Annotated in this window: 12 protein-coding genes; 9 read left to right on the forward strand and 3 right to left on the reverse strand. The window is 63.4% G+C overall.

Annotated features, from left to right (window positions below; genetic code table 11):
* Positions 1-21 precede the first annotated feature (21 nt).
* The 7 genes from rpiA (at position 22) to otnI (ending at position 6,404) form a co-directional block, all read left to right on the forward strand.
* Positions 22-693, forward strand: coding sequence for a ribose-5-phosphate isomerase RpiA (gene rpiA, locus ACH2CW_RS09960; RefSeq protein ID WP_395057624.1), 672 nt, complete (start codon positions 22-24; stop codon positions 691-693).
* A gap of 51 nt (positions 694-744) precedes the next feature.
* Positions 745-1,518, forward strand: a complete 774-nt coding sequence (locus ACH2CW_RS09965; RefSeq protein ID WP_395057626.1) for a FadR/GntR family transcriptional regulator — start codon at positions 745-747, stop codon at positions 1,516-1,518.
* Positions 1,519-1,636: 118 nt separating this feature from the next.
* On the forward strand, positions 1,637-2,629 hold the full coding sequence (locus tag ACH2CW_RS09970) for a Bug family tripartite tricarboxylate transporter substrate binding protein (protein WP_395057628.1): 993 nt from the start codon (positions 1,637-1,639) through the stop codon (positions 2,627-2,629).
* 11 nt (positions 2,630-2,640) lie between these two features.
* Positions 2,641-3,531: an L-threonate dehydrogenase gene (gene ltnD, locus ACH2CW_RS09975; protein WP_395057630.1), complete on the forward strand. Its 891-nt coding sequence runs from the start codon at positions 2,641-2,643 to the stop codon at positions 3,529-3,531.
* On the forward strand, positions 3,528-4,796 hold the full coding sequence (otnK, locus tag ACH2CW_RS09980) for a 3-oxo-tetronate kinase (protein ID WP_395057632.1): 1,269 nt from the start codon (positions 3,528-3,530) through the stop codon (positions 4,794-4,796). The genes ltnD and otnK overlap by 4 nt, the downstream gene beginning before the upstream one ends.
* A 5-nt stretch (positions 4,797-4,801) precedes the next feature.
* Positions 4,802-5,476: an aldolase gene (locus ACH2CW_RS09985; protein WP_395057681.1), complete on the forward strand. Its 675-nt coding sequence runs from the start codon at positions 4,802-4,804 to the stop codon at positions 5,474-5,476.
* A gap of 94 nt (positions 5,477-5,570) precedes the next feature.
* A complete protein-coding gene (gene otnI / locus ACH2CW_RS09990; protein ID WP_395057634.1) occupies positions 5,571-6,404 on the forward strand; it encodes a 2-oxo-tetronate isomerase in 834 nt (277 codons plus the stop codon).
* A gap of 171 nt (positions 6,405-6,575) precedes the next feature.
* On the opposite strand, the gene ACH2CW_RS09995 is transcribed toward otnI, so the two are convergent.
* The 3 genes from ACH2CW_RS09995 to ACH2CW_RS10005 form a co-directional block, all read right to left on the reverse strand.
* Positions 6,576-7,235: a DUF4124 domain-containing protein gene (locus ACH2CW_RS09995; RefSeq protein ID WP_395057636.1), complete on the reverse strand. Its 660-nt coding sequence runs from the start codon at positions 7,233-7,235 to the stop codon at positions 6,576-6,578.
* A gap of 20 nt (positions 7,236-7,255) precedes the next feature.
* On the reverse strand, positions 7,256-9,331 hold the full coding sequence (locus ACH2CW_RS10000; RefSeq protein WP_395057638.1) for a M3 family metallopeptidase: 2,076 nt from the start codon (positions 9,329-9,331) through the stop codon (positions 7,256-7,258).
* A 94-nt stretch (positions 9,332-9,425) separates the two neighbouring features.
* A complete protein-coding gene (locus ACH2CW_RS10005) occupies positions 9,426-9,902 on the reverse strand; it encodes a YhbY family RNA-binding protein (protein ID WP_395057640.1) in 477 nt (158 codons plus the stop codon).
* Positions 9,903-10,170: 268 nt separating this feature from the next.
* Between ACH2CW_RS10005 and ACH2CW_RS10010 the strand changes: the two genes are divergently transcribed.
* Together ACH2CW_RS10010 and ftsH are read left to right on the forward strand one after the other, a co-directional pair.
* Entirely contained in the window at positions 10,171-10,866 is a 696-nt protein-coding gene (locus ACH2CW_RS10010) for an RlmE family RNA methyltransferase (RefSeq protein WP_395057642.1), read from the forward strand.
* Positions 10,867-10,990: 124 nt separating this feature from the next.
* Entirely contained in the window at positions 10,991-12,913 is a 1,923-nt protein-coding gene (ftsH, locus tag ACH2CW_RS10015) for an ATP-dependent zinc metalloprotease FtsH (protein WP_395057644.1), read from the forward strand.
* Positions 12,914-12,940: the final 27 nt, after the last annotated feature.

Below are 12,940 nucleotides of genomic sequence, written 5' to 3' on the forward strand. Positions count from 1 at the left end.
CACCCAACGCTGCGAACCAACATGACCCAGGACGAACTCAAAACACAGGTGGGCCAGGCGGCCCTGCATTACGTCGAGCCCGGCACCATCGTCGGTGTCGGCACCGGCTCCACCGTCAACAAGTTCATCGATGCCCTGGGCGGCATCAAACAGACGATCAAGGGCGCGGTTTCGAGCTCATTGGCATCGACCGAACGCCTGAAGGCGCTGGGCATTCCGGTGTTCGAGGCTTCGGAGGTCGACGAACTGGCGGTCTACATCGACGGCGCCGACGAGATCGACCATGCCGGCCACATGATCAAGGGCGGCGGCGCGGCGCTGACGCGCGAAAAAATCGTCGCTGCCCAGTCGCGCAAGTTTGTGTGTATTGCCGACGAATCCAAGCTGGTACAGGTGCTGGGCCAGTTTCCGCTGCCGGTCGAAGTCATCCCGATGGCGGCGCAGCGCATCATGCGCGAGTTTTCGGCTATGGGGGGCAAGGCCCAAGTACGCATGAAAGACGGCCGGCCGCTGGTCACCGACAACGGGCAGCACATTCTGGATGTCACCGGGCTGAAGATCAGCGACCCGCTGGCGTTTGAAAGCCGCGTCAACCAGTGGCCCGGTGTCGTCACGGTGGGCGTGTTCGCGCTGCAAAAAGCCGGCGTCTGCCTGCTGGGCACCGAAGCCGGCGTCAAGACGCTGGTGTTTTGAGGCCGGTCGGTTCTGGATGTTGTAGAGTCATATGACAACTTCCAGCAGTCCATGAGTCAACGCTTCCAGTCCATCACGCCCGGCGTGCACCTGTCCGAACAGGTTGCCGAAGCCCTGTCCGCCGAGATCCGTGCGGGCCGGCCCGCGCCTGGCGAAAAGCTGCCGACCGAGGCGGCGCTGGTCGAACAGTTTGCGGTGAGCCGGACCGTGGTGCGGGAGGCGGTGTCGCGGCTCAAGTCGCTCGGCGTGGTCGAATCCCGCCAGGGCAGCGGGGTGTTTGTGCGCCAGGCGGCGTTTGCCCCGCTGAACTTCGATACCCGCTCTTCGGCGTCCGTGCAGGCAGTGGTTCAGATGGTCGAGGTACGGCGCGCGCTGGAGGCGGAGGTTGCCGCGCTCGCCGCGCAGCGCCGCAGCACGGATCAGCTCAAGGACATTCGCCTGGCCATGGCCGCACTCGATGAAGCCGTCCGTGCCGGCGGCGATGGCGCCGAGGAAGACGTGAACTACCACCGTGCGATTGCGGGCGCGGCGCAAAACCCGTTTCTGATCAGCACGCTGGACTACCTGCGACAGTTCCTGCGCGGCGTCACCCGTGTCACGCGTGCCAACGAGGCGCGCCGCGCCGACTTTGTGCGCCAGGTGCGCGATGAACATGAAGCCATCACGCGGGCCATCGAGACCGGTGATGCATTTCAGGCGCGCCAGGCCGCCACCCGCCACATGGATAACGCGATCGCCCGTATCCGGCAGGCCGACCCGGCCTTCTGGGCCCAGGAGGGGGTTCAATTGGCCAGCGCCTTGTTGCCGGCGGCTGCGCCGCGATAAGCCCACTTTCTGCGGTCCCTGATCTTGGGGAAAACATGGGGAACGGCGAGGTCTAAAATTTGTATGATAACCATATAAATAACACCGACACCCGCTTCATCTGACCCAGGAGACCTTCATGCATCACTTGCGACCCACCCCCGAATCTGTCAGCCGCCGCCGCTTACTTGCCACAGGCGCGGCGGCCCTCGTGTTGCCGTCGCTGGCGCTGGCCCAGGCCTGGCCCGCGCGGCCGATTCGCCTGATCGTGCCTTTTCCGCCGGGTGGCCTGATTGACAACATGGCACGCCTGATCGGCCCGCGTCTGGCCCAAGAGCTGGGCCAGCCGGTGGTCATCGACAACAAGCCAGGGGCGGGCGGTAACCTGGGTGCGGCCGAGGCGGCGCGCGCGCAGGCTGACGGCTACACCTTGCTGATGGCCTCCCCGCCGCTGACCATCAGCCCCGCCCTGTATGCAAGCCTGCCCTACAAGCCCGAGCAGATTGCACCGGTCGGCCTGTTGGGCCGGGTGCCCAATGTGCTGCTGGTCAATCCGAAAAGCGGCATCAATTCGGTGGCCGAGCTGCTGGCGCGCGCCAGACGCGAGCCTGGAAAGATGAACTACGCGTCCAACGGCAACGGCACCTCGCTGCACCTGAGCGCCGAGTTGTTCAAAAGCACGGCGGGCGTGTTCATCACCCACATTCCCTACCGCGGTGCTGCTGCCGCCGTCACGGGTCTGATCTCCGGCGAGGTGGACATGATGTTCGAGAACCTGCCTTCCGTGCTGGGCCAGATCCAGGGTGGGGCGGTCAGGGCACTGGCCGTCACGACTGGCGGGCGCAGCAAAACCCTGCCGGCCGTGCCGACGCTGGTGGAGCAGGGCATGCCGGCTTTCGACGTGAGCGCCTGGTATGGCGTCGCGGCGCCTGCGGGAACTCCGGCTGCGGTGCTCGCTGCGGTGGAGCAGGCGCTGCAAAAAGTCCTGCGTGAGCCGGAGGTGACGCGGGCCATGGAGTCGCGCGGTGCCGATGTCGGGTTTCTCGCTGCTGCACCCATGGGCGCCTTCATGGCCGCCGACGCGGCCAAGTGGAAGCGTGTGGCAGACTTCGCCAAAATCACCCTCGGTTGAAGGACGCAGTGATGACTCTGGTTGCAGGTGTGATCGGCCTCGGGGCCATGGGCGGCGGCATGGCGGCCTCGCTGCGGCGTGCTGGCTACCCGGTGCAGGTGTTTGATGTGCGCAGCGAGGTGGCCACTGCCTTTGCGCGCGATGGCGGCACGGCCTGCGCTTCGCCGGCCGAGCTGGGCGCCGCCTGCGACGTGGTGGTCTCGGTGGTGGTCAACGCGGCCCAGACCGAGTCCGTGTTGTTTGGTCCCGGCGGCTGCGCGGCGGCCATGAAACGCGGCAGCGTCTTCGTGATGTGTTCCACGGTCGATCCCAACTGGTCGATGGCGCTCGAAAAACGTCTGAACGATCTGGGCATTTTGTATATCGACGCGCCAATTTCCGGCGGTGCGGCGAAAGCCGCGAGCGGCGAGATGACCATGATGACTGCGGGCGCGCCCGCGGCCTATGCGAAGGCCGAGGCGGTGCTGAACGCCATGGCCGCCAGGGTTTACAGACTCGGTGACGCGGCCGGCGCGGGCAGCAAGGTCAAGGTCATCAACCAGTTGCTGGCCGGTGTGCATATCGCCGCCGCCGCCGAGGCGATGGCGCTGGGCCTGCGCGAAGGCGTGGACCCGGTGGCACTGTACGAGGTCATCACCCACAGCGCCGGCAACAGCTGGATGTTCGAAAACCGCATGGCCCATGTGCTGGCCGCCGACTACACGCCGCTGTCGGCGGTTGACATCTTTGTGAAAGACCTCGGCATCGTGCTTGACCTGGCCCGCGCCAGCAAGTTTCCACTGCCGCTGTCCTCAACAGCGCACCAGATGTTCATGCAGGCGTCGACGGCAGGTTTTGCCAAAGAGGACGACAGCGCGGTGATCAAGATTTTCCCTGGCATTGAATTGCCGAAAAAGCCATGAAGATCAGCCTGGGATGCATCGCTGATGACTTTACCGGGGCCACCGACCTGGCCAACAATCTGGTGCGCGCCGGCATGCGGGTGGTGCAGACCATCGGCGTACCTTCCGGGCCGCTGGGCGCCGAAGTGGATGCCGTGGTGGTGGCGCTGAAGTCGCGGACCGTGCCGCCAGCGCAGGCGGTGGCGGAATCGCTGGCCGCATTGGCCTGGCTGCAGGCGCAGGGCGCGCAGCAGATTTATTTCAAATACTGCTCGACCTTCGACAGTACCGCGCAGGGCAACATCGGGCCGGTGACCGAGGCGCTGATGGATGCGTTGCAGACCGGCTTCACGATTGCCACACCGGCCTTCCCCGATAACCAGCGCACGGTGTTCAAGGGTCACCTGTTTGTCGGCGATGTGTTACTCAACGAAAGCGGCATGCAGAACCACCCGTTGACCCCGATGCAGGACCCGAATCTGGTGCGGGTGTTGCAGTCGCAGACGAAGCGTCGCGTCGGCCTGATTGACCACCGCGTCGTGGCGCGCGGCGAAGTGGCGGTGAGCGAACGTATCGCACAACTGCAGGCCGATGGTGTGGCTGTGGCGATTGTCGACGCGGTGTCCAACGAGGATTTACTGCGCCTGGGCCCGGCGCTCAAGGGCATGCCACTGGTGACGGCCGGCTCGGGTGTGGCGATTGGCTTGCCGGCCAACTTCGGCATCAAGCCCTCTGACCAGGCCAGCCGGCTGCCGGCCGCCAGTGGCTTGCGCGCTGTGGTGTCGGGCAGTTGTTCACTGGCGACCAACCGGCAGGTGCAGGATTTCATCAGCCGGGGCCATCCGGCGATGGCCATCGACCCCTTGCGCATGGTCTCCGGCGACGATGTGGCAGCCGAGGTGTTGGCCTGGGCCGGGCCGCTGCTGGCACGCGGTCCGGTGCTGGTGTATTCAACTGCCGACAGTGGCGCGGTCAAGGCTGTGCAGGCGCGTCTGGGCGTGGACGAGGCCGGTGCGATGGTCGAGCACACGCTGGCGGCGGTGGCACGTGGGCTGTTTGAGCTCGGTGTGCGGCAACTGGTGGTGGCCGGTGGTGAAACCTCGGGTGCCTGCGTGCAGGCCCTGGGCATCACGCAGATGCAGATCGGTCCGCAAATCGATCCCGGTGTGCCCTGGTGTTATTCCGGGTCTGAACGGCTTGCGCCTGAGGGGCTGCATCTGGCGCTCAAATCCGGCAACTTCGGCAGCGACGACTTCTTCACCAAAGCCTTTACGATGCTGGCATGAAAGTATTGACCGAGAACCAGGCCCGCGAAGAAATCTGCCGCATCGGCAAAAGCCTGTTCGAGCGTGCTTATGTGCATGCGACCGCCGGCAACATCAGTGTGCGGCTGGATGACGCTGACGGTGGCGGTTTCCTGATCACGCCGACCGACGCCTGTCTGGGTTTTCTCGATCCGGCGCGGCTGGCCCGGCTGGACGCTGATGGCGAGCAGCTCAGCGGCGACACCGCGAGCAAGACCATCGCGCTGCACCGGGGCATTTATGCGGCAGCCACGCCGTTCGATCCGGCCACACGCTGTGTGATTCACACCCACAGCACCCACTGTGTGGCGCTGAGCCTGCGCGCCACCGGTGAAGAACTGCTGCCGCCCCTCACGCCGTATTTCGTGATGAAGGTCGGCCATGTGCCCTTGATCCCTTATCACCGCCCCGGCGATGCTGCAGCGGCGGCGCGGGTCGGTGAGACCATCACGCGTTACGGCCGCCAAGGCATGCCGATACGCGCGGTGATGTTATCGCGGCTCGGGCCCAACGTCTGGCATGACAGTCCGGCCGCAGCGATGGCGGTGCTGGAAGAAATGGAGGAGACCGCGCGCTTGCAGTGCCTGGCCGGCGCGCAACCGGCGCCCCTGAGTAGCGCGCAGATCGACGAGCTGCGCAGCGCCTTTGGCGCGCGCTGGTGACATCTTCAAGTAAAAACAGGCCCCAGCCCTTTGCCAATATGCGCAAACAGCTATCAATTCAATAGCATTTTCAGAACCTTTCCAGAGACCCGCCATGCCGAAATTCGCCGCCAACCTGTCCATGATGTACCCCGACCTGCCGTTTCTCGACCGCTTTGACGCAGCGGCCCGCGACGGTTTCAAGGCCGTGGAATATCTGTTTCCCTACAGCTTCGACAAGCAGGAACTGGCTGCGCGCCTGAAGGCCAACGGTCTGCAGCAGGTGCTGTTCAATGCGCCGCCGGGGGGCACCGATGCCGCATCCATCGCCGAGGCCTGGGAAAAAGCCGGCGACCGCGGCACCGCCGCCGTGCCGGGCCGCGAGGCGGAGTTTCGCGCCGGTGTGTTGCTTGCGCTGGACTATGCCGAGGCCCTCGACTGCCCGCGCATTCACCTGATGGCCGGACTGATGGGGGAGGGGAAAGAGCGCGAAGAACTGCGCCCGACCTATGTGGACAATCTGCGCTGGGCGGGGGCTGAGGCGGTCAAGCGGGGCCGCGATGTGCTGATCGAACCGATCAACACGCGCGACGTCCCGCGTTTCTTCCTGAACCGGCAGGACCATGCGCACGAGATTCTGGCCGAAGTCGGCGCCGACAACCTCAAGGTGCAGATGGACCTCTACCACTGCCAGATTGTTGAAGGTGATGTGGCCATGAAGATCCGCAAATACCTGCCAACAGGCGCGGTCGGCCATTTCCAGATTGCCGGCGTGCCCGAACGCCACGAACCCGATATTGGCGAGGTCAATTACCCCTACCTGTTTGCGGTGATCGACGAGGTGGCGCAGGCCAGCGGCTGGGACGGGTGGATTGGTTGCGAATACCGGCCCCGACGCGGCGCAGAAGCGGGTGGAAGCTCGGCAGGCCTGGCTTGGCTGCCGCGCTAAGGAGGCGCTGAATAAGTCCTTGCGGATGGGCGACAGCCGGATCGGTATGGGATGCAAGACGGATTGCGCAGCCAATAGCTGGCTATTGGCAAGAAATTCAACGCAGCAGACCGCCCGAGTCCGGCTGATCGCACGCCGCAGCGGGCTTGTTCAGCGCTTCCCTAAGCTTCCCTAGAAGCGGATGCCGGCCGGGTTGTCGGGTGTTGTTGGCGGTATCACGGGGATTGTTGCAGGGGCGGGCGCTGCCGCACCGACGCGGGCGGCCGCAGGTGCTGGCGGCGCGCTGACCGTCACCAGCGGTGTGGCGGTAGCCTGGCGGTAACTGGCTGGCAAGACCGAGGTCTTGGGATAACCAGCGGCATCGAGGAACTGGGTCCACTCGGCGTCAGAAAAGCCCTTGAGCTGCTGGCTGCCAATCGTCGCGAAAGGCAGCACGCTTTCACCGCTCACACGCTGCAGCGCCTGAGCATCTTCATTGGTCGTGACTGTTTTTTCGGTGAACGGAACTCCGCGTGTGGTCAGCAGGGAGCGGGCCGATCCGCAGGGACCGCAGTTGTCGCCCGTGTACAGCGTGACCGGGTATTGGCCGGCAACCTTGCGCAGCTCAAAAGGCAGTGAATTGTTGGCAGCCGCTCTCGCGCTGCTATCGCTTGCAGCCGCTGTGACCTTGGTGTTGGCCGAGGCTGGTGGCGGTTTGTCGGAAAAAGTCACCTTGCCGTCCGGCCCGACGATGCGAAACACCTGCTGGGCCGAGGCAGCGGTAGCACTCAGGCCAGCAGCCAGCACGAGCAACGCGTGAACGGCGGTCAATTTCATGGCGGTCGATGTCATGGGGTACTCCAAAGTCGGTGTCAAGCCATGCCCTGATGACGCAGCAACGCGTCGATCGAGGGTTCGCGGCCCCGGAAGGCCTTGAACGATTCCATGGCCGGCCGGCTGCCGCCGGCTTCAAGAATGGCTTGACGGTATTTTCTGCCAGTTTCTACCGTAACGGTGCCGGACACCGCTTCGGCATCGGTGTTTCTACCTGTGGCTGTGGCGCTTTGTGCACTCTCTTCAAAGGCCGCATAGGCATCGGCAGAGAGGACTTCTGCCCATTTGTAGCTGTAATAGCCAGCGGCATAACCGCCAGAAAAAATGTGACTGAATGTATGCGCCGTGCGGCTGTAAGGCGGCGGGGTGATGACCGCAAACTCTTCGCGCACGCCGGCCAGCAGCGCCATCACGTCATCGCCCGGTTGCCACTGCGTGTGCAGCAACATGTCGAACAGCGAAAACTCGATCTGGCGCAATGTCTGCATGCCGCTTTGAAAGTTTTTTGCGGCCAGCATCTTGTCGAACAGTTCGCGCGGCAGTGGCGCGCCGGTGTCCACATGGGCCGTCATGTGTTTGAGCACATCCCACTCCCAGCAGAAATTTTCCATGAACTGGCTGGGCAACTCGACTGCGTCCCACTCGACACCGCTGATGCCCGAGACATCGCGCTCGTTGACCTGGGTCAGCATGTGGTGCAAGCCGTGACCGAACTCGTGGAACAAGGTGGTCACGTCGTCATGCGTCAAGAGGGCCGGTTTGCCGCCCACGCCTTCGGCAAAGTTGCACACCAGGTGCGCCACTGGCGTCTGCAGCGCGCCGGTATCGGGGCGCAACCAGCGCGCGCGCACATCGTCCATCCAGGCGCCGCCGCGTTTTCCTGTACGGGCCGGCTGGTCCAGGTAAAACTGGCCAACCAGTTGGCCGTCCCGCTCGATGCGGTAAAACTCGACGCCGGGCTTCCAGACCGGGGCTCGGTCAGCACGTATTGCGACTTCAAACAGGGTTTCGACAATCTTGAACAGTCCGGCCAGTACCTTGGGCGCGGTGAAGTACTGCTTGACCTCCTGTTCGCTGAAGGCGTAACGGGCCTCCTTGAGTTTTTCGCCGATCCAGGCGAAGTCCCAGGGCTTCGGGTCGGCCAATCCGAGCTTTTCCGCTGCAAAGCTGCGCAGATCAGCCACATCCTTGAGGCCATAAGGCTTGGCGCGCTGGCCGAGATCGCGCAGGAAGCGGATGACCTGATCCGGCGAGTCGGCCATCTTGGCGACCACCGAGACCTCGCCGAAGTTGCGGTAGCCCAGCAGCTGGGCTTCCTCCAGCCGCAGCGCCAGAATTTCCTGCATCACGGCGCTGTTGTCGAAGCGGCTGAATTCTGCCGGCGACTGGTCGCTGGCGCGCGTGCTGTAAGCCTTGTACAGGGTTTCACGCAAAGCGGAACTGTCGGCAAACTGCATGACCGGCAGGTAACTCGGCATCTTCAGCGTGAGTTTGTAGCCGTCCTTGCCCTCGGCTTCGGCCTGCGCGCGCGCCGACTGCACGACATCGGGCGGTACCCCTGCCAGCTCGTCTGCTCTGGCGTAGTAGGCAAAGGCATCGGTGGCATCAAGCGCGTTTTCGCTGAACTTCTGGCTCAGTTCGGCCTGGCGCTCCTGAATGGCGGCAAACCGTTCTTTCGCGGCGCCCGTCAACTCGGCGCCTGACAACACAAAGTTGCGCACCGCATTTTTATGTGCCTGGCACTGCTCGGCATTGAGGCTGGCGACGTTGATCGCCTTGTATTTGGCGTACAGGCGCTCGTCGGCGCCCAGGCGGGTCCAGAACTCCGTGACCCGGGGCAACGCGTCGTTGTAGGCGGCGCGCAATTCGGGCGTGTCGGCCACGCCGTTAAGGTGGCTGACGGCGCCCCAGGCGCGGCTCAGGTTTTCTGTGGCGATGTCCAGCACGCCGGCAATCGCGGTCCAGCTGGCCGGGAAGTCGGGCGCGGTCACGCGTTCCAGGGCGGTCTCTGCCTGACCCAGCAACACGTCAATGGCGGGCCCCACATGGTCGGGCAGGATGCGGTCAAACAGGGGAAGGTCGGCGAAGTCGAGCAGCGGGTTGGATGTGGTCATGGTGATCAGCTATGGGCGTTGCTGCCCAATCTAAAGGGTAAAACTCGGACAAACACGCAAAATCATCGCTCCGGGATCCGCCCGCCCAGGATGCTCAGTCCTGCGAGCGCTTTTTCAGGCTTTGCAGCCGGGGTTTTTTTGCGCGTTTGACACTGCCGCCGGGCGTCAGGCGCTGGTTGCCCAGCACGCGCAGGGTCTTGACCTCGGGTCGCTGGCCATAACGGCTGCTGTTTTTGAGCACCTTGACATCACGCGGGCCGGGCATGCGGTCCTCGTTGACCTTTTTTTCCTTGGGCGGCATGGGCCGCCAGAGCACCAGCAGCTTGCCGATGTGCTGGATGGGCGCGGCATTGAGTTCCTCGCTGACGCTCTGGAAAATCGCTTCGCGGCCGGCGCGGTCGTCGGACTGCACACGCACCTTGATCAGGCCGTGCGCCTTGAGCGCGGCGTCGATTTCCTTCTTGACGGCGTCGGTCAGGCCGTCGGCGCCGACCATCACGACGGCGTCCAGGTGGTGCGCTTCTGCGCGGTGTTCTTTGCGCTGGGCGGGGGTAAGTAGTATTTGAGCCATGCCCCGATTATCCCGGAAGCCGCAGTTGACCGCTCATTCACGCTGGCCGAACTGCATGGGCGCACACTTTCCCACTCCCGTCCAAATTCATGTTTTGGGTGAGAGCGCTACACACCCGATTGCGCCGCCCTGGCGCGTGCTGGCGGCGTTGCTCCTCCTTGCGGGCATCAGCCCGCTGCCTCGTCGCGCCTACCCAGCCCACCCTATGACGGTGCACTCGGGTACGTTCAACGGCGGTTTCCGGGATCGATGAGAGGACAATAGGGGCATGAAAGTAAAAACCCAAAGCAAAAAGGTCAACAAGGCGTGGCTGAACGACCACGTCAACGATACCTATGTGAAGCTGGCAAAAAAAGAGGGTTACCGGGCGCGGGCCGCCTACAAGCTCAAGGAAATTGACGACAGCCTGGGCCTGATCAAGCCCGGCCATTGCGTGGTGGACCTGGGCAGTGTGCCTGGCGCCTGGAGCCAGTACGCGCGCCGCAAGCTGTCGCCCTCTGGCGCCGCCGTCGGCGCGCTGAACGGGCGCATCGTCGCGCTCGACATCCTGCCGATGGACCCGGTGGAAGGGGTGGTTTTTATCCAGGGCGATTTCCGGGAGCCCGAGGTGCTGCAACAACTGGAGCAGACGCTGAGCGCCGACAGCGGCTTTACCAAGGTCGATGTGGTGATTTCCGACATGGCGCCCAATCTGTCGGGGATCGAGACCGCCGATGCGGCGCGCATCGCCCATCTGGTTGAGCTGGCAGTGGACTTTTCCGTGGCCCACCTCAAACCCGATGGTGCGCTGGTCGTCAAGCTGTTCCACGGCGGTGCCTACAGCCCGCTGGTGAAGCTGTTCAAGGAGACCTTCAAAGTGGTCAAACCCATCAAGCCGAAGGCCTCGCGCCCCAATTCGTCGGAAACCTTTCTTGTCGGCCTGGGTCTGAAAGCAACTCGCCAGAGCGCAGCTGCGCAGGGGTAAACCCCAAAAATTGCCGCAAACCCGCTTCAAACCTAGGGATGTCCTTTGAGGGGCATTCGGTTTATGCCCTTGAAACGCCTAAAATCAGGCGCATGTGCCTTGTGTTCCTCTATCGGAGACATCCTTGAACAATCAGTGGTTTTCCAAAATTGCAATCTGGCTGGTGATCGCCATGGTGCTGTTCACCGTTTTCAAGCAATTTGATACACGCGGTGGCGCCGGTTCAAATTACCTCGGTTACTCCGAGTTCCTTGACGAGGTCAAGGGCAAACGCATCAAGTCCGCGACCATTGCGGAAGGCCAGGGTGGCACCGAGATTTCTGCCGTGACCACCGATGATCGCAGGATCCGCACCACCGCCACCTACCTCGACCGCGGCCTTGTCGGCGACCTGATTGCCAACGATGTCAAGTTCGATGTCAAACCTCGCGAAGAAGGCTCTCTCCTGATGACCTTGCTCGTCAGCTGGGGCCCGATGTTGCTGCTGATTGGCGTCTGGATTTATTTCATGCGGCAAATGCAGGGCGGCGGCAAGGGCGGAGCGTTCAGCTTCGGCAAGTCCAAGGCGCGCCTGCTTGACGAATCCACTAATCCTGTGACCTTTGCTGACGTTGCCGGTTGTGACGAGGCCAAGGAAGAGGTCAAGGAAGTGGTCGACTTCCTGCGCGACCCGCAAAAATTCCAGAAGCTGGGCGGCCGCATCCCGCGCGGCCTTCTGCTGGTCGGCCCTCCCGGCACCGGCAAGACCCTGCTGGCCAAGAGTATTGCCGGCGAAGCCAAGGTGCCGTTCTTCTCGATCTCCGGCTCTGATTTTGTCGAGATGTTTGTCGGTGTGGGCGCCTCCCGAGTGCGCGACATGTTTGATAACGCCAAGAAAAACGCGCCCTGCATCATCTTCATCGACGAGATCGACGCTGTCGGCCGCCAGCGTGGCGCCGGCCTGGGCGGGGGTAACGACGAACGCGAGCAGACCCTGAACCAGATGCTGGTCGAGATGGACGGTTTTGAAACCAATGTCGGTGTGATTGTGGTGGCTGCCACCAACCGCCCGGACATCCTGGACGCCGCTTTGCTGCGCCCCGGCCGTTTTGATCGCCAGGTGTATGTCACCTTGCCCGACATTCGCGGCCGGGAGCAGATTCTCAATGTGCACATGCGCAAGGTCCCGCTTGGCCAGGATGTGAGCCCCGGCGTGATCGCGCGCGGCACACCCGGCATGTCCGGCGCCGACCTGGCCAATCTTTGCAACGAAGCCGCCCTGATGGCTGCGCGTCGCAGTGCCCGCACCGTCGAGATGCAGGACTTTGAAAAAGCCAAGGACAAGATCCTGATGGGCCCCGAGCGCAAAAGCATGGTCATGCCCGAGGAAGAGCGCCGCAACACGGCCTACCACGAGTCTGGCCACGCACTGCTTGGCAAGATGCTGCCCAAGTGCGATCCTGTGCACAAGGTCACCATCATCCCGCGCGGCCGCGCGCTCGGTGTGACCATGAGCCTGCCAGCACAAGACCGCTACAGTTACGACCGCGAGTACATGCTGAGCCAGATCAGCATGTTGTTCGGTGGCCGCATCGCCGAAGAAGTCTTCATGAACCAGATGACGACCGGCGCGAGCAACGACTTCGAGCGTGCCACAGCGCTGGCCCGCGACATGGTCACGCGTTACGGCATGACCGAGGCGCTGGGCCCCATGGTCTATGCCGAAAACGAGGGCGAAGTGTTTCTGGGCCGTTCGGTCACCAAGACCAACAACATGAGCGAAGCTACGTTGCAAAAAGTCGATGGCGAGGTCCGCCGCATCATCGACCAGCAATACACCGTGGCACGTACGCTGATCGAAGACAACCAGGAAAAAATCCACGCCATGGCCAAGGCCCTGCTCGAATGGGAAACCATTGACGGCGACCAACTTGACGACATCATTGCCGGCAAGGAGCCGCGTCCGCCCAAGGACTGGACGCCGCGCAACCCCTCGGTCGGCGGTGGCAGTGGCCCGAGCGGCGGCAGCCCCGCTGTCAGCACGGACCCGGCGCCTACCGTCGCCTGATTCCGTACGATCTTCAGAAAGCCGGGG

This window comes from Polaromonas sp. (genome assembly GCF_043778355.1).
In the GTDB taxonomy this organism is placed as follows: Bacteria; Pseudomonadota; Gammaproteobacteria; order Burkholderiales; family Burkholderiaceae_C; genus Polaromonas.